Origin of the sequence: Pseudonocardia asaccharolytica DSM 44247 = NBRC 16224 (assembly GCF_000423625.1) — a bacterium.
GTDB classification, from domain to species: Bacteria; Actinomycetota; Actinomycetes; order Mycobacteriales; family Pseudonocardiaceae; genus Pseudonocardia; species Pseudonocardia asaccharolytica.
Window position 1 is genome coordinate 15,680 of sequence record NZ_AUII01000020.1, and the last position, 21,224, is coordinate 36,903.

Annotated in this window: 22 protein-coding genes, 1 tRNA gene and 1 pseudogene; 16 read left to right on the top strand and 8 right to left on the bottom strand. The window is 72.0% G+C overall.

The genetic code is table 11. The annotated features are described in order from the left end of the window. Positions 1-16 precede the first annotated feature (16 nt). Complete coding sequence (locus tag G567_RS0117845) at positions 17-307, bottom strand: hypothetical protein (RefSeq protein WP_147201098.1); 291 nt, start codon at positions 305-307, stop codon at positions 17-19. Positions 308-352: 45 nt separating this feature from the next. On the opposite strand from G567_RS0117845, the gene G567_RS35210 reads away from it, so the two are divergent. Continuing rightward, a complete protein-coding gene (locus tag G567_RS35210) occupies positions 353-529 on the top strand; it encodes a hypothetical protein (RefSeq protein WP_169338723.1) in 177 nt (58 codons plus the stop codon). 5 nt (positions 530-534) lie between these two features. Here the strand turns inward: G567_RS35210 and G567_RS0117855 are convergent, their stop codons facing one another. The 3 genes from G567_RS0117855 to G567_RS29665 all read right to left on the bottom strand — a co-directional run bounded on the left by G567_RS0117855 (position 535) and on the right by G567_RS29665 (position 2,409). Beyond that, positions 535-1,227 carry an SAF domain-containing protein gene (locus G567_RS0117855; protein WP_028931053.1) on the bottom strand — a complete coding sequence of 231 codons (693 nt, stop codon included), beginning with the start codon at positions 1,225-1,227 and terminating at the stop codon, positions 535-537. 166 nt (positions 1,228-1,393) lie between these two features. After that, positions 1,394-1,720 (bottom strand): FmdB family zinc ribbon protein, encoded by a 327-nt coding sequence (locus tag G567_RS0117860; RefSeq protein WP_028931054.1) that lies wholly within the window; start codon positions 1,718-1,720, stop codon positions 1,394-1,396. Between the two features lie 56 nt (positions 1,721-1,776). Further along, positions 1,777-2,409 carry a 5-formyltetrahydrofolate cyclo-ligase gene (locus G567_RS29665; RefSeq protein WP_084796224.1) on the bottom strand — a complete coding sequence of 211 codons (633 nt, stop codon included), beginning with the start codon at positions 2,407-2,409 and terminating at the stop codon, positions 1,777-1,779. Positions 2,410-2,445: 36 nt separating this feature from the next. Here G567_RS29665 and G567_RS0117870 point away from each other — a divergent pair, with 36 nt between their 5' ends. The 5 genes from G567_RS0117870 to G567_RS0117890 all read left to right on the top strand — a co-directional run bounded on the left by G567_RS0117870 (position 2,446) and on the right by G567_RS0117890 (position 6,570). Continuing rightward, complete coding sequence (locus G567_RS0117870; protein ID WP_051233249.1) at positions 2,446-3,363, top strand: UTP--glucose-1-phosphate uridylyltransferase; 918 nt, start codon at positions 2,446-2,448, stop codon at positions 3,361-3,363. 6 nt (positions 3,364-3,369) lie between these two features. Further along, on the top strand, positions 3,370-4,596 hold the full coding sequence (glp, locus tag G567_RS0117875) for a molybdotransferase-like divisome protein Glp (protein ID WP_028931056.1): 1,227 nt from the start codon (positions 3,370-3,372) through the stop codon (positions 4,594-4,596). Between the two features lie 13 nt (positions 4,597-4,609). Continuing rightward, complete coding sequence (locus G567_RS0117880; RefSeq protein ID WP_028931057.1) at positions 4,610-5,272, top strand: GNAT family N-acetyltransferase; 663 nt, start codon at positions 4,610-4,612, stop codon at positions 5,270-5,272. A 154-nt stretch (positions 5,273-5,426) separates the two neighbouring features. Next, positions 5,427-6,455, top strand: a complete 1,029-nt coding sequence (locus G567_RS29670; protein ID WP_051233250.1) for a gephyrin-like molybdotransferase receptor GlpR — start codon at positions 5,427-5,429, stop codon at positions 6,453-6,455. 42 nt (positions 6,456-6,497) lie between these two features. Next, positions 6,498-6,570: transfer RNA gene (locus tag G567_RS0117890), tRNA-Ala, on the top strand. Between the two features lie 203 nt (positions 6,571-6,773). Here the strand turns inward: G567_RS0117890 and G567_RS0117895 are convergent. Further along, positions 6,774-7,331, bottom strand: coding sequence for a TetR/AcrR family transcriptional regulator (locus G567_RS0117895; protein ID WP_028931058.1), 558 nt, complete (start codon positions 7,329-7,331; stop codon positions 6,774-6,776). An 81-nt stretch (positions 7,332-7,412) separates the two neighbouring features. Between G567_RS0117895 and G567_RS0117900 the strand changes: the two genes are divergently transcribed. From G567_RS0117900 to G567_RS0117925, 7 genes and pseudogenes are all read left to right on the top strand, one after another. Then, positions 7,413-8,936 carry an MFS transporter gene (locus G567_RS0117900; protein WP_028931059.1) on the top strand — a complete coding sequence of 508 codons (1,524 nt, stop codon included), beginning with the start codon at positions 7,413-7,415 and terminating at the stop codon, positions 8,934-8,936. Between the two features lie 48 nt (positions 8,937-8,984). Continuing rightward, entirely contained in the window at positions 8,985-9,395 is a 411-nt protein-coding gene (locus tag G567_RS0117905; RefSeq protein WP_028931060.1) for a hypothetical protein, read from the top strand. Continuing rightward, positions 9,377-9,592, top strand: a complete 216-nt coding sequence (locus G567_RS0117910; RefSeq protein WP_028931061.1) for a 2-hydroxymuconate tautomerase — start codon at positions 9,377-9,379, stop codon at positions 9,590-9,592. The genes G567_RS0117905 and G567_RS0117910 overlap by 19 nt, the downstream gene beginning before the upstream one ends. Then, entirely contained in the window at positions 9,592-9,822 is a 231-nt protein-coding gene (locus G567_RS36290; RefSeq protein WP_245585692.1) for an aldehyde dehydrogenase family protein, read from the top strand. The genes G567_RS0117910 and G567_RS36290 overlap by 1 nt, the downstream gene beginning before the upstream one ends. 58 nt (positions 9,823-9,880) lie before the next feature. Further along, a pseudogene (locus G567_RS29675) lies at positions 9,881-10,647 on the top strand (aldehyde dehydrogenase family protein). A 55-nt stretch (positions 10,648-10,702) separates the two neighbouring features. Further along, positions 10,703-12,952 (top strand): MMPL family transporter, encoded by a 2,250-nt coding sequence (locus G567_RS29680; RefSeq protein WP_051233251.1) that lies wholly within the window; start codon positions 10,703-10,705, stop codon positions 12,950-12,952. 54 nt (positions 12,953-13,006) lie between these two features. Beyond that, complete coding sequence (locus G567_RS0117925; protein ID WP_028931062.1) at positions 13,007-13,972, top strand: Lrp/AsnC family transcriptional regulator; 966 nt, start codon at positions 13,007-13,009, stop codon at positions 13,970-13,972. Here G567_RS0117925 and G567_RS0117930 read toward each other — a convergent pair whose 3' ends face one another. Next, positions 13,973-15,544: a dolichyl-phosphate-mannose--protein mannosyltransferase gene (locus G567_RS0117930; protein ID WP_084796232.1), complete on the bottom strand. Its 1,572-nt coding sequence runs from the start codon at positions 15,542-15,544 to the stop codon at positions 13,973-13,975. A 63-nt stretch (positions 15,545-15,607) separates the two neighbouring features. Between G567_RS0117930 and rsmI the strand changes: the two genes are divergently transcribed. Beyond that, positions 15,608-16,459: a 16S rRNA (cytidine(1402)-2'-O)-methyltransferase gene (gene rsmI / locus G567_RS0117935; RefSeq protein ID WP_028931064.1), complete on the top strand. Its 852-nt coding sequence runs from the start codon at positions 15,608-15,610 to the stop codon at positions 16,457-16,459. A 90-nt stretch (positions 16,460-16,549) separates the two neighbouring features. Here rsmI and G567_RS0117940 read toward each other — a convergent pair whose 3' ends face one another. Both G567_RS0117940 and G567_RS0117945 read right to left on the bottom strand, forming a co-directional pair. Continuing rightward, a complete protein-coding gene (locus G567_RS0117940; protein WP_028931065.1) occupies positions 16,550-17,749 on the bottom strand; it encodes a cation:proton antiporter in 1,200 nt (399 codons plus the stop codon). Then, entirely contained in the window at positions 17,749-18,231 is a 483-nt protein-coding gene (locus tag G567_RS0117945) for a cation:proton antiporter regulatory subunit (RefSeq protein WP_028931066.1), read from the bottom strand. The genes G567_RS0117940 and G567_RS0117945 overlap by 1 nt, the downstream gene beginning before the upstream one ends. Positions 18,232-18,324: 93 nt before the next feature. Between G567_RS0117945 and metG the strand changes: the two genes are divergently transcribed. Beyond that, the gene (gene metG / locus G567_RS0117950; protein ID WP_028931067.1) at positions 18,325-20,115 is read left to right on the top strand and encodes a methionine--tRNA ligase; all 1,791 of its coding nucleotides are present in this window, start codon (positions 18,325-18,327) and stop codon (positions 20,113-20,115) included. An 87-nt stretch (positions 20,116-20,202) separates the two neighbouring features. Beyond that, positions 20,203-21,087: a TatD family hydrolase gene (locus G567_RS29685; protein WP_037057608.1), complete on the top strand. Its 885-nt coding sequence runs from the start codon at positions 20,203-20,205 to the stop codon at positions 21,085-21,087. Positions 21,088-21,224 lie beyond the last annotated feature (137 nt).

Here is a 21,224-nt window from a genome sequence, read left to right on the forward strand (position 1 = left end):
GCCCAACCCGGCCGGTTCACCGGTTCTTCGGCTCGTCCTGCGGGGCGGCGCCGGTCGCCGGCGGTACCGTGCCGGTGGCGCGATCGCGTCCCAGAGCCCGCTCGGCCCGCTGCCGGGCCTTCTCCGCGTACGGGGTGGCCTTCTGCCTGGCCGTGTCCAGGTACGGGCCGGTCTTCTGCTTGGCCTTCTCGGCGTAGGGCGTCGCCTTCTGCTTGGCGACGCCGGCGAGCTCCTTGACCTTCTCCACGATGTCCACGTTCGCCCCCGCTCGTCGCCGGGCGCCCTCGTGGCGTCCGGTGAACGCCATCGTGGCACCGCGGGAACGGTCTTCGCAGCGTGGCACGATGGGGACGTGGCAGATCTCCCGTACGACGTGCGCCGTCGGCTCGACGAGATCTTCGGTGACGTGCTCCCCGCGGTGACCCGCGACGAGGTGCCCGAGGCGGAGCCTGCCGCGCACACCGACGGCACCCCGGCCGTCGAGCAGTGGCTGCGGGACAACCGGCCACCGCATCACGACCGGGGCTGACGGGCCTATCGCAGGGTGAGGGCGACCGGCTGGGCCAGCGACGCCGCGGCGACCCGGGTCGCGATCGGGTGCGGAAGCGCGACGAGCACCAGCCGTCCGCGGGCCGCGCCCGCCCCGATGCCCGGATCGGCGTCGGCGGGTAACACCGCGAGCACGACCGCACCGCTGGCCAGGACGAGCGGTTCGTCGGCCGTCGGGCCCGTGGTGACGACGTCGACCGCACGTCCCGGGGCGAGCAGCCCGGCGACGCCGGGATCGGCCAGGCGCACGGGGACGCTGACGGCGTCGGAGGTTCCGACCGCCCGCGCGGCCAGAGCGGGGCCGGCCAGGCGAAGATCGGTGAGCGGTTCGCCGGCGCGGGCGGCCCCGGCCAGCACGCGACCGTCGGCGGCGGCCGGGGCGCGCAGGGCGCCCGCGGGGACCAGGTCGGCCGGCCAGTTCCGGATGGCCAGGTCGGCGGGGGCGAGTGTCGCGCCAGGGCCGAGGTCGCGTGCGGCGACGAGGACCGTGGTCCCGCTCGGGGCGGCCCGTGGGATCAGGGCGAGAACCAGCGCGAACCCGGCGAGCACGGCCGCCGCGGCGCGGCGGAGCAGGAGCATGCGCCGCCAGCCCGGCCCGTGGACCAGGTCGGCGAGCCGGTGCCAGAGGCGAGGCCCGAGCGCGCGCGACCCGCGGGACGGTCCGTTGGTGTCCGCCATGCCCGCCTCCCGTCGCTCTGATGAGTTCCGGAAGCGACGGTAGGAGCCTCGGCCTGCCCGGGGGACCCGGTGACGTCAACCTGTGGACAACCGTGCGGACCTGTGGACAACCGGGGTCGTGGCGGGCCTTCTCGCGGAGCGGGTGTGCGAGTGTCGACCCGAGGCGTCAGGAGGCGGCGGCGGCCGGGGCGCTGCTCGACGAGCTCGTCGACGTGCTCGACCCCGAGTCGGCGGAGGTCGTCGAGGTGGACGCGGCCGCGGGCTCCTTGCTCCCGTTCGTCGACGTCGTGCCGCCGTTGGAAACCGAGTTGGAGCCGGACCGGCTGTCGGTCCGGTAGAAGCCGCTGCCCTTGAACACGATCCCGACCGAGGAGAAGACCTTGCGCAGCTTCCCCTGGCATTCCGGGCAGTCGGTCAGCGCCGCGTCGGAGAAGGACTGAACGGCGTCGAACCTGTGGTCGCAGGTGGTGCAGGCGTACTGGTAGGTCGGCAAGGGGTCCTCCGCGATTGGCACTCCGACACTCTGAGTGCCAGTTTAACGCGCAGCGTTCAGCGGGCGTTGCCCAGCAACGTCACACCGGTGGCCGGGCGAACCACGGCGCTGACCCGGACGTCGTGCGGCTCAGCGGGCAGCTCGTCGACGAGCTCGTCGTCATGCAGTATCGCGGCCAGCACGACACCGGCCCGGGCCAGGGGAAGTGTGCGGTCGTAGTAGCCGCCGCCGCGCCCCAGCCGCACGCCGCGCCGATCGACGGCCAGCGCCGGGATGAGCACCAAACGGGCCTTGGTGATTGCCATCACACCCTGTCGCTCTCCGGTGGGTTCGCGCAGCCCCAGCGGGCCGTCGGCCAGCGACCCCCGTCCCTCGTAGCGGGCCCAATCCAGCGGTCCGGCGACCGCCGGAACCACCGGGAGCAGTACCTCGTGGCCCGCGGCGCGCAGCGCGTCGAGCCCGGCGGCCGAACCCGGTTCGCTGCCGATGGGCAGGTAGGCGCAGACCGGTCCGCCGGTCTGTTCGGCGAGTCTCACCGTCGCCATGGCGAGCGCCGCGGCCCATTCGGCGCGTTGTTGCGGCGACACCGCTCTTCGCGCGGCGCTCAGCCGCCGTCGCAGCTCGCCCTTGGCTGCGGTCGCGGAAGAGCCGCTATCGTCCGAACGGGGGGGGTCCGCGGTAGCCGTCACACACGCACGCTACCGACGTCGTTAGGCTCGCCAACCATGAGCGTGCCTGCGAGCGAACCATCGGCGCGGCCTGGGCCGCTGCCGTTCCGCTCCGCCGTGGTGCCGGCCGCCGGCCTGGGCACTCGGTTCCTGCCGACGACCAAGACGGTGCCGAAAGAACTGCTTCCGGTGATCGACACCCCCGGCATCGAGCTGGTCGCCGCCGAGGCGGCGGCGGCCGGGGCCCGGCAGTTGCTCATCGTCACCTCCCCGGACAAGGACGCGGTGGCCGCGCATTTCGCGCCGCAGCCCGAGCTCGAGGCGACCCTGAAGGAGCGCGGCAAGGATGCGCTTCTGGCGAAGGTGCGCCGCGCCTCGGAGCTGATCGAGGTCCGGACCGTCACCCAGGCCGAGCCGAGGGGGCTCGGCCACGCCGTGGGCTGTGCTGCGGGTGCGCTCGCCGACGACGAGCAGGCCTTCGCCGTGCTGCTGCCCGACGACCTGGTGCTGCCCACCGGGGTGCTCTCCCGGATGGCCGAGGTTCGCGCCGAACACGGTGGCAGCGTGCTGTGCGCGTTCGACATCCCCGGTCCGGAGATCTCCGCCTACGGTGTGTTCGAGGTCGCCGACACCGACGATCCGGACGTCAAACGGGTACACGGGATGGTGGAGAAGCCGCCGCCCGACCAGGCGCCGTCCAGCTTCGCAGCCGCGGGGCGTTACATCCTCGACCGCGCGATCTTCGACGCGCTCGAGCGCGTCACCCCGGGCGCAGGCGGTGAGCTGCAGCTCACCGACGCCGTCGCGTTGTTGATCTCCGAGGGGCACCCGGTGCACGTGGTCGTGCACCGCGGCGAGCGTCACGACCTGGGTAACCCCGGGGGATATGTGCGCGCGTTCGTCGACTTCGCGCTGCGCGACCCCGATTACGGCGACGAGCTGCGCGCCTGGTTGGCCGCGCGGCTGGAGGGCTAGGCGGACGTGCGGTCGGTCGACGAGCAGCTGGGGCGCGTCCTGGAGGCAGCGGTTCGGCCGGCCCCGGTGCGGGTGGCCCTCTCCGATGCCCATGGTCTGCGCTCCGCCGAGGAGGTCATCGCGTCGCGCCCGCTGCCGGGCTTCGACCAGGCGGCGATCGACGGCTACGCGGTGCGTAGCGTCGACCTGCTGGGGGCGAGCGAGACCGAGCCGCTCTCGCTGCCGGTGGTCGGGGAGATCCCGGCCGGCTCCCGGCAGCCGCTGCGGCTACAGCCGGGTCAGGCGGTCCGGGTGGTGGCCGGGGCGCCGCTACCCACCCTCGCCGACGCCGTCGTGCCCGTCGATCACACCGACGGTGGCGCCGCCCGGCTGCAGGTCCATCGCGGGGTGCTCTCGGCGGCATTCGTGCGCCGGGTCGGTGAGGACGTGCAGCCCGGTGACGTCGCGTTGCGCTCCGAGGCAGTGATCGGCGCCGCCCAGGTCGGGCTGCTCGCCGCGGTCGGCCGGGACAAGGTGCTCGTGCACCCGCGCCCGCGGGTCTCGGTGGTGTCCGCGGGTGACGAGCTCGTCGACGTCTCCCGGGGCAGCGGCGCCGGGCAGGTCCCCGACGTCTGCACACACGCGCTGGCCGCCGCCGCCCGGGAAGCCGGCGCGGAGGCGTCACGGACCCGGCTGGTCCGCGCGGACGCGCGGGAACTGCGCGCGGCCGTCGAGGACCTGCTGCCGGTCAGCGAGGTCCTCGTGGTCTGCGGAGCGGTGACCGGCCGGGCCGGCGCCGAGATCCAGGCGGCGTTCACCGGCCTCGGCGAGCTAGACGCCACTCCCGTCGCGATGCATCCCGGTTCGACGCAGGCGTTCGGCAGGCTCGGTCCCGACGGCGTGCCGACCTTCGTGTTTCCCTCGCACCCCGGCACCGCGCTCATGCTGTTCGAGGTGCTCATCCGGCCCCTGATCCGGGTCGGGCTCGCCAGGCCCGACCCGTTCCGGCGGATGCTCGCCGCCCGGCTGACCTCACCGGTGTCCTCGGCCAAGGACCATCGCGGGTACATCCGGGGCCGGTTGCTGCGCGAACAGGCCACCGGCGATTTCCTGGTGCAGCCGCTCGGCACGTCCGGCACGCACCTGCTGTCCTCGATGACCGACGCAAACGGGATCATCGTGCTCCCGGAGGATGTCACCGACGCGACCGTCGACGAGCAGGTCTCGGTCGCGTTCTTGCCCACCCGTGCCTGACCGCGCCGCCGAGATGGCCCACGCCTATCCCGCGCGGGGCGGCCGTCGCCCCGGATGGCCCGCGCGGCTCGGGGCGCTGCGCGTGATCGTCGGCCGCGTCGAGCTGCGGCCGGTGCGGCTGCTCGACGGCGCGGCCTGGTCGAAGATCAGGATCCGGGACGAGTACCACCTCGCGCCGTGGGAGCCCAGCGCGCCGGGCACCTGGGCACAGCGGCACTCCGTCGCCGAATGGCCCGGACGGTGGGCGATGCTGCGCTCGGCTGCTCGTCGCGGGGCCGCGCTGCCGTTCGCGATCACCGTCGACGGCAGGCTGGCCGGACACGTGCTGGTCGGCAACGTCGTGCGCGAACCGCTGCTCTCGGCCTACGTCGGCTACTGGTGCGACTCCCGGATCAACGGGGCCGGGGTGACGACCGCCGCGGTCGCCCTGGTCCTCGACCACTGCTTCACCGCGGTGGGGCTGCATCGCATCGAGGCGACCGTCCGGCCGGAGAACGGGGCCAGCATGCGGGTGCTGGAGAAACTCGGGTTCCGCCGGGAGGGTCTGTTCACCCGGTACCTGGACGTCGACGGGGCGTGGCGGGACCACCTCTGCTACGCCCTGACCGTCGAGGAGCTTCCCGCGGGAGGCCTGGCCGCGCAGCTGGTGGCGCGCGGCCGCGCGGAGCGCGGCTGACCGCTCGCGGCGGCGAACACGAACGAACTACCCCGACACGGCGCGTCGCTTCGGGCATCCCCGGGCCTGGCTGACTACCTTGGACAGGCGGCGCGATCTTGGCTGGGGAGACCAGGACCGTGCCCGACTGCGCCGTACGGGGGAAGGAGCAGCCGTGCCGAGCTCGTTGATCTTCGCGGGCCTGGTGGCGATCTGGTTGCTGCTCCTCGTTCCTGCGGTCGCCCGGCGCCAGCAGGAGGTCGCGCGGCCGAGCGCCGCCGCGCTCTCCGGCCGGGTGCTCGAGCGGCCGAACCAGCGGCGCCGGATCCAGGAGGTGGGGCAGGTGGAACAGGCGGAACAGTCGCGGTCCGCGGCGATCCGGAGCGAGGATGCCGAGCCGGAGGTGCAGGTTCCGGCTGCACGGACGGCAGAGGCCCGTGCCGAGGAGCACGTGCCGGCCGGAGCCGACGACGCTCCCTGGGAACGGCCGCAGCCCCGGTACCGGCCGGGTCGCGGTGGGTTCGACCCGGAGGCGGCCGCGCTGGCCGCCAGGGCGCGCCACGTGGTCCGGCAGCGCGTCGTGCTCGCGCTCCTCGCCGCCATGGTGATCACCGCGCTCCTCGCCCTCCTCACGACCCCGGGGATGTGGTGGCTGCACGTCGCGATCGACCTGGGGCTCGTCGGTTACCTCGTCTACCTGCGCAGGCAGGTACGCCTGGAGGAGGCGATCCGGGAGCGGCGCGCCGCGCGGATGGCCGGCACCCGCCGTCCGCCCGCCGCCGAGGACCCCGAGCTGGACGAGTGGGCCCGCCGCGGACGCGATGCCGCCCTCGGCGATGCCGACCTGCCCCCGGCGGGAGATCCCGGCGAGGTCGATGAGGTCGAGGAGGCCGATGACGTCGGTGAACTCGACGACGAGGCCGGCCAGGATGACGGCGACCTCACCGCCGACGACGACGATCCGGAGCGGGTCAAAGGCACCGGTGAGCCACTGGGGGTGCTGCCTGCCAAATGCCGCACGGTGCGTCCGGCAGAAGACGAGGACGAGGCCGAGCCCGAGTCCGCGCTGCCTCGTCTGGAGCCGGCCCCGCCGCCCCCGTTGCCCGCGGGAACGACGCTGGTCGAGGTGGACGAGGAGGAACTCGAGCTGAGCGAGCTGGGCACGCCGGCCCGTCCCGCCTACCGGCGTGCAGCGGGCGAATAGTCGGCTGGTAGGGTGCCTCTGGTCCGCCTGGGACGGCGGTCTGGGGCTGTAGCGCAGTTGGTAGCGCGTCTCGTTCGCATCGAGAAGGTCAGGGGTTCGATTCCCCTCAGCTCCACTCCACGCGTCTTACTCGGACACCCGACATCGGAAACGGTGCCGGAGGTTGGAGTAAGGCGCGTGTTGACATGTACTGGCTCTCCGAGCCTCCGCCGCTGCGGACAACCTCCCGCCAGATGCCGATGTGCACAAGCTGTGTGAGCCCGGGGAACAAAGGCTCTGCGTGAGGCGATAAGGGCGGCGGCGTTGTCACCCTCACGATCACGTGCTGCGTTCACGGGCTTCCCGCCGACCCTCGCCGAGCAGTCGCTCGGTGACCTGGCGGTGCAGTTCGGGCTCCGGTTGCGGGAGACCGAGCAGCGCGGCGAGGAACAGCCCGTCGCCGACGAGACGCACGATCTCCGCCTGCACCGGGTCTGCGATCTCCCTGCGCAGACCCTCGTCCCAGGACCGCATCACCTCGATCAGGGCATGCTGCACCTCGGTGTGCCGGCCGTCGGCCGAGCGCAGCGCCGCGATCGCAGAACGGAACAAGGCAAAGCTCTCCTCGTCGGAGTCGTCGTAGGCCTGTAGATAGAAGTCCGCGACGCTGGTCCCGCCGACCATGGCGTCGGCGAGCTGGGCATCCGCCCGTTCCCCGAACCGGCGTACCAGGGCGGCGAGCAGAGCCTCCTTGCTCCGGAAGTGGTGTAGCAGACCGCCCTTCGACACCCCTGCTCGCGCGGCGACGCTCTCCAGCGAGATCTGCGCCGTACCGACGTCGGCCAGCAACTGCTCCAGCGCGTCGAGGATGCGGTCGCGGGTGGAGATCTCACTCATACTCCCACTGTACCGTCCGGACGGTCGGGCATAGTGGGCAAGGACCGTCCGGACGGTCGGTAGTGGAGGAGGGTAAGGGGAATGACCCGGGACACCACCCCCACACGTACCTCGCCGGCCCGCGCTGGTGTCCGCGAGTGGGCCGGTTTGGGCGTGCTGGCCATGGCCGTGTTGCTCATCGCGGTGGATGCGACGGTGCTCGACGTCGCGGTGCCGTTCATCAGCGAATCCCTGCGCCCCACCAGCAGCCAGCTGCTGTGGATCATCGACGTCTACTCGTTCGTGCTCGCCGGGCTGCTGGTGACCATGGGCACCCTCGGGGACCGGATCGGCCGCCGCCGGTTGCTGCTGCTCGGCGCCGCCGGTTTCGGGGCGGCCTCGGTACTGGCGGCATTCTCGACCGGCCCCGGCATGCTGATCGCCGCCCGGGTGCTGCAGGGCGTGGCGGGGGCGACACTGATGCCGGCGACCCTGGCCTCGATCCGGTCGATGTTCTGTGACACCCGGCAGCGCATGACCGCCATCGGGATCTGGGGCGCGATGTGGGGTGGTGGTGCCGCCGTCGGGCCGGTGCTCGGCGGTTGGCTCCTCGAGTACTTCTGGTGGGGCTCGGTCTTCCTGGTCAACGTCCCGATCATGCTGCTGCTGCTGGCGACCGCGCCGCAGGTGATTCCCGAGTCCCGGGATCCGCAGCCGGGCCGGTTCGACCTGGTCAGCGCCGGGCTGTCGATTCCGGCCGTACTGGCGGTGGTGTACGCCATCAAGGAATTGACCACGGATGGACCATCCTGGCGGCTGGCCGTTCTCGGAGTGCTGGGGGTTGTCGCGGGCTGGGTGTTCGTCCGGCGGCAGCGCACCTTGGACGATCCACTGATCGACGTGCGGTTGTTCCGGGTGCCGTCCTTCTCCACAGCGATCGTGGCCAACGCGCTGTCGGTATTCGCCCTGGCCGGGGTACTTTTCTTCGGCTCCCAGTTCATTCAGTTGGTACTGGGCTACCGGCCGCTGCCCACCGGGCTGCTGATGCTTCCCGGCACGCTGGCGAGCGTCGTGGGATCGTTGCTCGCGGCGCCGCTGGCGCGCTGGTGGGGGGTGCGGCTCGCGCTGGGGGTGCCGCTCATGGCGACCGCACTCGGCGCGGTGTCGATGGTCGGCCTCTCCACGGACGGCAGGGCCGTCCTGTACGCCGCAGCCTTCACGCTGATCGGGTTGGGCGCCGGGGTGGCGCTGACACTCACCTCGGCAATGGTCGTCGAGGCAGTGGAGCCCGAGCGTGCCGGTGCCGCCTCCGCCGTCTCGGAGACGTCCTATGAACTCGGCGGAGCCGCAGGGGTCGCGGTGCTGGGCAGCGTGCTGATGGCGGTGTTCCGCGGCCGGCTCGATACCGCGGCGCTCGCTGACGGCGATGCGCAGGCGGCACGCGAAACGCTCGGCGGTGCGATCGCCACCGCAGAACGGCTCGACCCGGGCGTCGGGGCCGACCTGGTTCGCTCGGCACACGAGGCATTCGTCACCGGAATCCACGTCGCCGCCACCGCGACCGCCGTCCTCCTCCTCGTGACGGCCATCCTGGCGATGATCCTGCTGCGGCCCACCCGGAGGTAGCCCTTTCGTGTGCTGAAACCCAGGGGAACGCTGCCATATCGTCACGTCATGACGGCCGTGACAGGCGTTCGGGAGCAGATCGTCGCGGCACTGACCCATGAGGTGATTGCGGCGTTGCGCGGCTCGGAGCCCGCCGCGTTCGTCGTCACCGACCCGGCCGGTATCGGTAAGACCTGGCTGCTCGGGAGAACCCACGATGCGGCGCTCGTGGCCAACGCGGAATGCGCGTGGGTGACGGCCGACAAGCTGTCCGGCCGGACCCCGCTGTCCACCGTGTCCCGCCTGCTCGGCGGGGACACCGCGGTATGCGTGCCGTGCGGCCATACCCACGGTGCTCGGCACCCCGCCGGTGCGGGTCCGTTCCGCGATGGGGAACGAACCCGCCCCCGTGACCCGGATGCCCGTAGCGTGGTCTGGCACCCTGACCTCGGGAGGACGACATGCCGTTGGTGGAGGTGACCCTTGTCGAGGGGCGCACCCCGGAGCAGATACGGGCGCTGATCAGTGAGCTGACCAAGGCGGTCGAACGCTCCGTGGCCGCTCCCCTGGAGAGCATCCGGGTCGTTGTCCGCGAGGTGCCCACGTCCCACTTTGCCGCCGGCGACGTGACGATCGCCGAACGCCGGGCTGGCCAGGACGAAGAAAGGCAAGGCTGATGGAGTTCATCGGGCACGTGATCGACGGGGCCGAGACCGAGGCCGCCGACGGTCGCCGGTTCGACAGCGTGGACCCGTGGACCCGCGAGCCGTGGGCGCAGGTGGCGCTGGGTGGGCAGGCCGACGCGGACCGGGCGGTGGCGGCCGCCCGGCAGGCGTTCGACGAGGGACCGTGGCCGCGGATGGGTTCGCCGAGCGCGGCGCGATCCTGCACTGGCTCGCCGACCTGATGATCGAGCACGCCGACGAACTGGCGATCGCGGACACCTGCGACATGGGCAAGCCGATATGGACACCGGGCACCACGCCTACACCCGGTTCGAGCCGGCCGGGGTCGCCGCGGCGATCGCCCCGTGGAACTTCCCGCTGATGCTCGAGACCTGGAAGATCGCCCCGGCGCTGGCCTGGGTAACACGGTGGTGCTCAAGCCCGCGGAGGACACGCCGGTTTCAGCGACCCTGCTGGCCCGGCTCGCGCTCGAGGCCGGCATGCCGGCGGGCGTGCTCAACGTGGTGCACGGCTATGGCCCCGACTCGGCGGGCCAGGCGCTCACCGAGCACGCAGGCGTCGACCGGATCACGTTCACCGGCGAGTCGGGCACCGGCAGGGTGATCTCCCGCGCCGCCTCGGCGAACCTCACCCCGGTGTCACTGGAGCTCGGCGGCAAGGGTGCCAACCTGGTGTTCGCCGCCGCCGCCCTGGACAACGCGGTCGACTGGTCGATCCGCGCGATCTTCACCAACGCCGGGCAGGTGTGCCTGGCGGGATCGCGGCTGTTCGTGCAGCGGGAGGTCTACGACGAGTTCCTGGCCCGGTTCGTCGCCGCGGCCGAGGCCATGCGGATCGGCGACCCGAAGGACCCGCCCACCGAGCTCGGCCCGCTGGCCTCCCAGGAGCACCACCGGAAGGTGCGGGGCTACCTCGACGGCGTCGAGGCCGACGGCGGGAAGATCCTCACCGGTGGCCTCGGCGACTCCGGCGTCGGCCGGGATGGCGGCAACTTCTCCCGCGAGTTCTTCACCGAGCCGAAGGCCGTGGTCATGCAGATCTCCTGATCGGGCCCTGCGACGATGGCGCCCGAGACCATGCCATCCGGGACGGGAGAGCGTCGTGCGCACACGGTTCGGAATCGGAGCCGTGCTGGTGTTGGTGATCGGTCTGTGGGTGGCCGTCGCCGGGATCGGCGGCCAGAAGATCGGTCAACTCTCCTCCGTCCAGACCAACGACGCGGCCTCCTACCTGCCCACCGGCGCGGAGTCCGTGCGGGCCGCCGAGGTGGCCGCGCAGTTCGACTCCGGCAATGCGCTGCCGGCTTTCGTGGTGTTCTCCGCTCCGCAGGTCGCGTCGCCGGAGCAGCTGAGGAACTGGTCGGAGTTCGCCGCGAGGGTCCCTTCGGTCGGCTTCACCGGCGACAGCGGGGCCACCGCCGTCGTCGGCGACTACCTCGCCGGCCCGGTGATCCCGGTCGGATCCGAGGACGGCAGGGCGACTCTGCTGGTGGTGAACCTCGACCTCGCCAAGGTCACCGCGATGACCGAGGCGGGGGAGTCGGTGCTCCCGGCGATCGTCGACGCGCTGCGTGGAGCGGCCGCGACGGCGGACGCGGGCGGCTCGTCCCACGTGGCAGGCCCGGCAGGTCTGGCCGCCGACCTCGTCGAGGCGTTCACCGGCATCGACGGCCTGCTGTTGCTGGTGGCGCTCGGCGTGGTGCTGGTGATCCTGCTGCTCGTCTACCGAGCCCTGGTGCTGCCCCTGATGGTGCTGTCCTCCTCGGTGTGCTGCCTGGCCCTGGCGGGTTGGCTGGTATACCTGCTGGCCGACGCCGGCAGCATCACCCTCAGCGGCCAGAGCCAGGGAATCCTGTTCATCCTCGTGATCGGCGCCGCCACGGACTATGGCCTGCTGCTCACGGCCCGCTATCGGGAGGAGCTGACCGGCACCGAGGACGCTGTGACGGCCATCCGGCGGGCCTGGCGGGCGTGCCTGGCACCGATCGCGGCCAGCGCCGGAACGGTGATCGCCGGGCTGCTCTGCCTGCTGCTGTCGGACCTGAACTCCAACAGCTCCCTCGGACCGATCGGGGCCATCGGCATCGGTGCGGCGTTCGTCGGGTCGCTGACCCTGCTTCCCGCCATGCTCGCCACCGGCCGGTGGATGTTCTGGCCCCGTCGCCCGCGGGTCGAGGTGGCCGGTACCGATATCGGGGCCGGCGGCGAGGACGCCGACGCCCGGGCCGAACGCGAGGCCAGACACCACCGGGTGTGGGGTGCGGTGGCCGCGATGGTCGGACGGCATCCACGGCGGGTCTGGGTCGTCACCGCGATCGCCCTGCTGGCGATGTGCGCCGGACTGCCGACGTTCAAGGCCTCGGGCACCAAGCAGACCGACGTGTTCCTCGGTGGCGCGGACTCGGTGGCGGGTCAGGCGGCGCTCGAGGAGCACTACCCCGGCGGCACCGGCAGCCCGGTCGTCGTGATCGTCCCGGAACGGGCGGCCGACCGGGTCGGCGCCGCGATCGCCGACGTGCCCGGCATCACCGGACGACCCGTCGTCCACGGCGAGCCCGGCGGGCCGGCGAAGGTCGTCGACGGCAACGTTCAGCTGCGGGCCACCCTGGCGGCGGCGTCCGACAGCGCCGAGGCGAAGTCGACGGTCCGGCAGGTCCGCGAGGTGGTGCACGGGATGGACCTCGACGGCACGGTGCTGGTGGGTGGGACGACCGCTGAGCAGGTGGACACCGCCGACACCTCCGACCGGGACCTGCGGGTGATCATCCCGAGCATTCTGCTGTCCGTGCTGCTCATCCTCATGGCGCTGCTGCGGTCGATCGTGGCGCCGCTGGTCCTGGTGGCCGCAACGGTGTTGTCCTTCGGAAGCGCGCTGGGTGTCTCGGCGCTGGTGTTCAATCATCTCTTCGACTTCCCGGGCGCCGACCCGGCGGTGCCGCTGTTCGCCTTCGTGTTCCTGGTGGCGCTCGGTGTCGACTACTCGATCTTCCTGATGTCCCGGGCCAGGGAGGAAGCCCTGCGGGTGGGGCCCACCCGGGGTATCGCCACTGCGCTGGTCTCGACCGGGGGTGTGATCACCAGCGCCGGGGTCGTGCTGGCGGCGACGTTTGCTGCCCTCGGTGTGCTCCCGATCCTGTTCCTGGCCCAGATCGCCTTCATCGTCGCCTTCGGTGTGCTGCTGGACACGCTCGTGGTACGCACCCTGCTGGTCCCCGGGATCGCCGAAGACCTCGGCCGCCGTGTGTGGTGGCCGAGCGGGCTCGGCGCGCCGACCCCGCCCGACCGGCGCCCGAGGAGTTCGTCCCGGCGAGCTGACGCGGGCCGCTCGGGCGGGGTCGGCGCGCCGCCGTGATCATGAACGATCATGAGGGCGGATCGTCCGGTACAGAGGAACGGGGGTGGCAGGTTGACCGGCGCCCTCGATGCCCTCGACCGCCGGATCGTCGGCGCGCTGCAGATCGACGGCCGGGCCTCGTGGGCGCGGATCGCACAGGTACTCGGCGAGCCCGAGGGCGTCGTCGCCCACCGGGGACAGGCCCTGCTCGCGGCCGGGACTGTCCGGGTCACCGGGCTGCCCGCGCCCACCGCGGGCACGATCGTCGCGCTGCGCTGCACACCCGGCCAGGAGCGGCTCGCCGCGCTGGCGCTGGCCAACCGGAGCGACACGCGCTACGCCCACGTGCTCGCCGGCCCGCTCAGCTGCCTCGCCGAGATCGACTGCGCGCCGTCGCGGCTGTCCGGCCTGCTCGCCGACGAGCTGCCGCGGCTGCCCGGGCTGGTCGAGGTCCACCCCTGGACGGTGCTGCGTTACGTGCGGACCTCGGTGCAGTGGCAGCCGGGGCTGCTCAGCGCCGAGGAGCGCGAGGCGCTCAGCGACTTCGACCCGCCGCCGCAGTACGCGCCGTTCGGCGAGGTCAAGCAGTCCAACCGGCTCGACCGGATGCTGCTCGTGGCGCTGGCCCGCGACGCCCGGCGCAGCGCGGCGGAACTGGCCGCGGTCACCGGTCTGTCGACCACCGCCGTGCACCGGCGGGTGGAGCGGCTGCGCCGGGAGGGCAGGCTGCTGGTCCGCGCGATCGTCGACCCCGCCCGGTTCGGCTTCGACGTGCGGGCGGTTGTGTCGGTGCGCTGCGCCCCCCACGACGTCGATGCCGTGGCCGCCGGGCTGCGCCGGGAGCCGTGGGTGCGCTACGCGAGCTGCGTGTCCGGCGACCGCCAGCTCGTCGTCGAGGTCGCGGCGCCCGGCGTCGACGCCCTGCACGACTTCCTCACTGCCGCCCCGTGGCTGGCCAAGGTCGCGGCGGTGGAGTCGGCGCTGATCGTCGGGACCGTCAAACGGGGCGGGCTGTTCACCCTCCCCGCGGAGCATTGATCAACGCCAGGACGGCAGCCAGAGCTGGGCCTGCCACTCGTCCTGAGTGATCGGCAGGCCATTGAGAATCGGCCACAACCAGGCGAAGTTGGCCACCACCAGCCCCACCCACAGGGCCACCACGAACAGCCCGGTCTGCCTGCGCTCCCGCGCCATCCCGGCCCGGCCGAGGACCTCGCCCATCACCAGCACGGTGGCCATCACCAGAAACGGCGCCACCGGCGTCATATAGAAGAAGTACATCTGGCGATCGACGTTGACGAACCACGGCAGCACGCCGGCGGCATAGCCGACCAGGACCGCCGCATAGCGCCAGTCGAACCGGGTGACGATCTGCCACAGTCCCCAGGCCAGCACCACGAGCGCAGGCCACCACAGCGCCGGGCTGCCGATGAGCATCACCGCGCTCACGCAGTCCGTCGAACCGCAGCCGGTGACGTTCTCGCCCGAGGTGTAGTAGTAGAGCATCGGGCGCAGCCCCATCGGCCACGTCCACGGTTTCGACTCCCATGGGTGCGGGCTGCCGGGCGGGGTGTTGAGGCCCTCGTGGAAGGCCAGCACCCGGCCGCTGTAGTACCAGAGCGAACGCAGCGCGTCCGGGAGGAACGACCACGGCCCGCCGGTGCCGACCGCGCTGCCCACGGCGTGCCGGTCGATCGCGGTCTCGCTGCCGAACCAGGCCCACCAGGCGGTGAGATAGGCCAGCACCGGCACCGCCGCGAGCGCCCAGAGCGCCGGGGCCACGTCGCGGCGCAGCGTCCCGGCCCACGGCCGCGCGACCCCGGCCGCGCGCCGGGCCGTGGCGTCCCAGACGAGCATGAGCAGGGCGAAGGCCACGAGCCAGTACACGCCCGACCACTTGACCGCGCAGCCGAGCCCGAGGATCACCCCGGTCGCGAGCCGCCACCAGCGCACGCCCAGCCTGGGACCGTAGGGGGTGTCGCCGATCCGGCCCTCGGCGATCACGAGGGCCATCCGTTCCCGGACGTCGTCGCGGTCGCGGACCATGGTGGCGAACGCGGCCAGCACGAACAGCGCGGAGAAGATGTCGAGCATGCCCATCCGCGACTGCACGTGGCTGAGCCCGTCACAGATGAGCAGTACCCCGGCGATGCCGCCCAGCAGCGTCGAGCGAGTCAGCCTGCGGGTGATGCGGACGACCAGCAGGATGCACAGGGTCCCGGCCAGCGCCGCCGCGGCGCGCCAGCCGACGCCGTCGTAGCCGAAGACGAGCTCGCCGAGCGCGATCAGCTGCTTGCCCAGCGGTGGATGGACGACGAGCTCGTATCCCGGGTTGTCCTCGACCCCGCCGTTGCGCAGCATCTGCCACGCCTGCGGCACGTAGTGCTTCTCGTCGAAGACCGGCGTGCCGCCGTCCGTCGGGTAGCCCAGCCCGGCGAAGCGCAACACCCCGCCGAGCAGGGTCAGCCCGATGGCCACGACCCAGCCGCGCAGCCGGTCGGTCGGCGCGGGCGGTCCGGTCACGGTGTCGGCCACCGGCGGGGCCGGCCGGACCGGGGGGCGGGTGCCGAGTGGTTCGGCGCCGATGACCGGAGCGTCGTCGATGTCCACCGGTCTGCTGGCCGTGCCCACGACCGTGCGATGCCCCACGACGGTCGATCGTAGGCTCGCGGTATGACGGGCGAATCTGCGATCGGCAGGCTGGTGCTCGCGGCGACGCCGCTGGGTGACGCCCGCGATGCCTCGATGCGGCTGCGCGACGCGCTCGCCGAGGCCGACGTGATCGCGGCCGAGGACACCCGGCGGCTGCGGGCGCTCGCCGCCGCGCTGGGCGTCACCGTCACCGGCCGGGTGCTCAGCCACTACGACGCCGTCGAGGAGACCCGGCTGCCCGGCCTGCTCGCTGACGTCCGCGCCGGACGTCAGGTGCTGGTCGTGACCGACGCCGGAATGCCCGCGGTGTCCGACCCCGGCTACCGGATCGTCGCGGCCGCAGCGGCCGCCGGGTTACCCGTGACCTGTCTGCCGGGGCCGTCGGCGGTGACGACGGCGCTGGTGCTGTCCGGGCTGCCGGGCGAGCGGTTCTGCTTCGAGGGCTTCGCGCCCCGCCGGGCCGGTGAGCGGCGGCGCTGGCTCGTCACGCTGGTGCCCGAGCCGCGCGCGGTGGTGTTCTTCGAGTCCCCGCACCGGCTGGGCGAGACCCTGGCGGAGGCGGCCGAGGTGCTGGGCGGCTCCCGGGCGGCGGCGGTGTGTCGCGAGCTGACCAAGAAGCACGAGGAGGTGCTGCGCGGCTCGCTGGCTTCGCTGGCCGAATGGGCGGCCGAGGGGCCGGTCCGCGGCGAGATCACCGTGGTGCTGGCGGGGGCGGGACCTGCCGACCGGCCGAGCGTCGAGTCGCTGGTGGGTGCCGTCGAGGAGCGGGTGGCCGACGGCGAGCGGCTCAAGGACGCCGTGGCCACGGTCGCGGAGGCCGCGGGCGTGCGCAAGCGCGAGCTCTACGCGGCCGCGCTCGCGGCTCGGGAGTAACCCGCACGATGGCTCCATAACACGCTGGAGTCCGGGCCGGTGAGCACGTTATGGAGCCATAACGTGGCTGGGGAGTCGTCCTCCAGCGCGTTATGGAGCCATGATGCTGTCGGGTTGGGGCTGGGCGGAGCGGGTGCGCTGCAGCCTCCGGGCGAGCGGTTCGACGAAGCGGGCCGCGATCGGCCCCAGCACCGCCATGATCAGAACATAGGCGGTGGCGAGGGCGGCGAGGTCCTCGGGCACGGCGGCGTAGCTCACCGCGAGTCCGGCGATCACGATCGAGAACTCCCCGCGGGCCACGAGAGCGGCGCCGGCCCGAGCCCGCCCGAGCCGCCCGATGCCCTGCCAGTGGGCGGCCCACCAGCCGGTGGCGATCTTGGTGAGCGCCGTGACGGCGGCGAGCAGCGCCGCATACAGCAGCACCGGCGGGATCGTGCGCGGATCGGTGTTGAGCCCGAACACCACGAAGAACACCGCCGCGAACAGGTCGCGCAGCGGTTCGAGCATCTTGGTGGCGTTCTCCGCGGTCGAGCCGGAGATCGCGATGCCGAGCAGGAACGCGCCCACCGCCGCCGAGACCTGCATCGCCGAGGCGAACCCCGCCACGAGCAGGGCGGCGCCGAACACTTTGAGCAGGAACACCTCGCGGTCCGGGCTGTCCACGATCGCGGAGACGAAACGTCCGTAGCGCAGCGCGATGACCAGCACCAGGGTGATCACCGTGAGCGAGATGCCGACCGCGGCGAGCCCGCCGAGAAAACTCACCCCGATCAGCAACGCGGCGAGGATCGGCAGGTAGAGCGCCATCACGAGGTCCTCGAACACGAGGATCGACAGCACCACCGGGGTCTCGCGGTTACCCAGCCTGCCGAGCTCGCCGAGCACCTTGGCCACGATCCCCGACGAGCTGATGTAGGTGACACCGGCCATCACCAGCGCACCGACCGGCCCCCAGCCGAGGATCAGCGCGACGGCGGCGCCGGGGGCGGCGTTCAGCACGACGTCGAGCAGGCCGGCGAGCCAGGACCGCCGCAGCCCGGTGAGCAGTTCGGCGGCGGTGTACTCCAGGCCGAGCAGAAGCAGCAGCAGCACGACGCCGACCTCGCCGGCCAGCGAGGTGAACTCGTCGATGTCGCCGAGCGGGAACAACCCGCCGCGGCCGAAGGCGAGTCCACCGAGCAGATACAGCGGGATCGGGGACATGCCGATCTTCCCCGCGAGCCTGCCGAGCAGGCCGAGACAGAAGAAGACAGCGCCGAGTTCGACCAGTTCGAGTGCAGGGTGATCCATCAGCCGTGCAGCAGGATCTTCTTGGCGTGCTCCAGGCCCTCGGCGGTTCCGACGGCGACGAGCAGGTCGCCGGCGGTGAGGGTGAAGTCCGGGGAGGGCGAGGCGTGGATCTGGCCGGCGCGCATCACGGCCACGACCGAGACACCGGTGCGGGTCCGCAACCCGGTGTCGCCGAGCGGGCGTCCGTCGAACACCGAATCGTCACGGACCGGGATCTGCCGGGTGTGGATGCCCGGCAGATCCCGGTGCTCCTCGGTGAGCTGGGCAACGAGCTGCGGTGCGCCGAGCAGGTTCGCCAGCGCGCTCGCCTCGTCGGCGGTCAGGTACAGCTCGGCCAGGCAGGCGTCCGGGTCGTCCGGCTTGGAGACGATCAGCCGGATCTTCCCGTCGCGCTGGGTGACAACCCCGACCCGACGCCCGTTGCGGAGCGCGAAGTCCTTGCGCACACCGATCCCGGGAAGGGGCGTAACCTCGACGTTCACCCGGGTAACGGTAGTCGCGCGGATCTCGATCTCGCATCGTCCCTCGTCGGACGCGGCGAAACTCGCTTTCGCCGGGGGCCTAGGCTGCAGGCCATGAGCTCCCACGTGCTGACCGCCGTGGCCTGGCCCTACGCCAATGGCCCGCGGCATATCGGCCACGTCTCCGGTTTCGGCGTGCCCTCCGACGTCTTCTCGCGCTACCGGCGGATGGCGGGCGACCGGGTGCTCATGGTCTCCGGCACCGACGAGCACGGCACCCCGATCCAGGTGCAGGCCGACGCCGAAAGGCTGAGCCCACGGGAGCTCGCGGACAAGTACAACAAGGTCATCACCACCGACCTGCAGGGCCTCGGCCTTTCCTACGACTTGTTCACCCGCACGACCACCTCGGTCCATTACGAGGTCGTACAGGACCTGTTCCTGGCCCTCTACAAGAACGGCTACGTGACGCCGCGCACCGCGATGGGCGCGATCAGCCCGTCGACCGGCCGTACGTTGCCCGACCGCTATGTGGAGGGGACCTGCCCCCTCTGCGGCTACGACGGCGCGCGGGGCGACCAGTGCGACAACTGCGGCAACCAGCTCGACCCCGCCGATCTGATCAATCCCCGGTCGAAGATCAACGGCGAGACGCCGCAGTTCGTCGAGACCGAGCATTTCTTCCTCGACCTGCCCGCGTTCGCGGATTCGCTCGGGACGTGGCTGTCCACCCGGACGGACTGGCGGCCCAACGTCCTGAAGTTCTCCACCAACCTGGTGAACGACCTCAAGCCACGGGCCATCACCCGCGATCTCGACTGGGGAGTACCGGTACCCCTGGACGGCTGGCGCGACCAGCCGATGAAGCGGCTCTACGTCTGGTTCGACGCGGTGATCGGATACCTGTCGGCGTCGGTCGAATGGGCCCGGCGCAGCCCGGACCGCGACGCCTGGAAGCAGTGGTGGACCGACCCGTCGGCCGAGGGCTACTACTTCATGGGCAAGGACAACATCGTCTTCCACTCGGTGATCTGGCCTGCCCTGCTGCTCGGGCAGAACGGTGCGGGTGACCGAGGTGGCGAGCCCGGCGTCTTCGGCACCTTGAACCTGCCGAGCGAGATCGTGTCCTCGGAGTACCTGACGATGAGCGGGTCGAAGTTCTCGACCTCCCGCGGCACGGTGATCTACGTCGGCGACTTCCTGCGTGAGTTCGGCCCGGACTCCCTGCGCTACTTCATCTCCGTCGCCGGGCCGGAGAACCAGGACACGGACTTCACCTGGGACGAGTTCGTGCGGCGGATCAACTTCGAGCTGGCGAACGAGTGGGGCAACCTGGTCAACCGCTCGATCTCGATGGCGCACAAGAACGTCGGGGCGATTCCGCGGCCGAGCGCACCCACCGAGGCGGACCACCAGCTGCTGGCGGTGTCGCGGGCGGCCTTCGACACGGTGGGCGACGCGCTCGGGCGCAGCCGGTTCAAGCAGGCCGTGACCGAGGCGATGCGGGTGGTGTCCGCAGCCAACCGGTACCTGTCGGACCAGGAGCCGTGGAAGCGTGCGGACGACCCGGATCGGCGCGACACGATCCTGCACACGGCGCTGCAGGTCGTGCAGGACGCGAACACGCTGCTCACGCCGTTCCTCCCGCACGCGGCGCAGCAGGTGCACGAGTCGATGGGCGGAACGGGCGTGTGGGCGGCGCAGCCCGAGATCCGGGAGGTCGACGAGCTCGCCGAGGGCCCGGCGTATCCGGTGTTGACGGGCGACTACGACGTCGAGCAGGCGCGCTGGGATTCGATCCCGATCGAGGTGGGTCGCCCGCTGGCCAAGCCGACTCCGATCTTCACCAAGCTCGACCCGGAGCTCGGTGAGACGGGCCCCGACTGGGCCCCCATCCGCCTGTGAGTGCGTAACAGTGTCAGAACACTGTTACGCACTCACAGGCGGGGCCTGCCTGCGGTTTTGCCGGTATCGGTGTCGGGGAGGGGCGGCGTGAGCGGTGCGCACGGGCGGCGGGAACGTCCCGACCCTCCGGAGCCGCTCCCCGCCCCGACCGTCGACGCCCACACCCACCTCGACGCCTGCGGCTGCGAGACGGCCGCCGACGTCGTCGCCGTGCTGGACCGCGCCGCCGCCGTCGGGGTCACCCGGGTCGTCACCATCGCCGACGACCTCGCCGCCGCCCGGTGGGTCGTGCGCGCCGCGCAGTGGGACGATCGGGTCGCCGCCGCCGTCGCGCTGCACCCGACACGTACCGCGGCCGTCACCGAGGACGAGTTCGCCGAGATCGAGCGGCTCGCGGCGTCCCCCCGGGTGGTCGCCGTGGGGGAGACCGGGCTGGACTACTACTGGGACCATTCGCCCCCGCAGGCCCAGCAGAACTGGTTCCGCCGGCATATCGATCTGGCCAAACGGCTCGGTAGGCCCCTGATGATTCACGACCGGGACGCGCACGACGACGTGCTGCGCATCCTGCGCGAGGAAGGCGCTCCGGAGACGGTCGTGTTCCACTGCTTCTCCGGCGACGCGGCGATGGCGCGGGAATGCGTCGACGCGGGTTACGTGCTCTCGTTCGCCGGTCCGGTGACCTTCCGCAACGCCAAGCCGCTGCAGGAGGCTGCGGCGCTCGTGCCCGACGACCACCTGCTCGTCGAGACCGACGCGCCGTTCCTCACCCCGCATCCGCACCGCGGCCGGGCCAACGAGCCGTACTGTCTCCCCTGGACCGTGCGCGCCGTGGCCGCGCTCCGCGGAGTGTCCGATGAGGAACTGGCCGAGACCACCCGGATCAACGCCGAGCGGGTGTTCGGACTCGACGAGCTGCCGCCCGCCGCAGCTGCGGCGACGCTGGCCCCCACCGACGTTCGCTCACCGTAGCGAGATAGCCACTCAGCGCTCACATTCCTGTCGCGGCTTCGACGCGGCTCCGCCTCCCGTTACGGTTCTGTGATCGCTAGCCGGGGTGGGGAACGCTCCCCAGCAGCGGGAACGGTGGTTCGGGGCGCTCCCCTGAT

What these genes read in the sequence shown, in the direction of transcription:
- G567_RS0117845 (WP_147201098.1), bottom strand. Translation starts at nt 307, where the DNA reads ATGGCGTTCACCGGACGCCACGAGGGCGCCCGGCGACGAGCGGGGGCG.
- G567_RS0117855 (WP_028931053.1), bottom strand. Translation starts at nt 1,227, where the DNA reads ATGGCGGACACCAACGGACCGTCCCGCGGGTCGCGCGCGCTCGGGCCT.
- G567_RS0117870 (WP_051233249.1), top strand. Translation starts at nt 2,446, where the DNA reads ATGAGCGTGCCTGCGAGCGAACCATCGGCGCGGCCTGGGCCGCTGCCG.
- G567_RS0117880 (WP_028931057.1), top strand. Translation starts at nt 4,610, where the DNA reads ATGGCCCACGCCTATCCCGCGCGGGGCGGCCGTCGCCCCGGATGGCCC.
- G567_RS0117895 (WP_028931058.1), bottom strand. Translation starts at nt 7,331, where the DNA reads ATGAGTGAGATCTCCACCCGCGACCGCATCCTCGACGCGCTGGAGCAG.
- G567_RS0117900 (WP_028931059.1), top strand. Translation starts at nt 7,413, where the DNA reads ATGACCCGGGACACCACCCCCACACGTACCTCGCCGGCCCGCGCTGGT.
- G567_RS0117905 (WP_028931060.1), top strand. Translation starts at nt 8,985, where the DNA reads ATGACGGCCGTGACAGGCGTTCGGGAGCAGATCGTCGCGGCACTGACC.
- G567_RS0117910 (WP_028931061.1), top strand. Translation starts at nt 9,377, where the DNA reads ATGCCGTTGGTGGAGGTGACCCTTGTCGAGGGGCGCACCCCGGAGCAG.
- G567_RS36290 (WP_245585692.1), top strand. Translation starts at nt 9,592, where the DNA reads ATGGAGTTCATCGGGCACGTGATCGACGGGGCCGAGACCGAGGCCGCC.
- rsmI (WP_028931064.1), top strand. Translation starts at nt 15,608, where the DNA reads ATGACGGGCGAATCTGCGATCGGCAGGCTGGTGCTCGCGGCGACGCCG.
- G567_RS0117940 (WP_028931065.1), bottom strand. Translation starts at nt 17,749, where the DNA reads ATGGATCACCCTGCACTCGAACTGGTCGAACTCGGCGCTGTCTTCTTC.
- metG (WP_028931067.1), top strand. Translation starts at nt 18,325, where the DNA reads ATGAGCTCCCACGTGCTGACCGCCGTGGCCTGGCCCTACGCCAATGGC.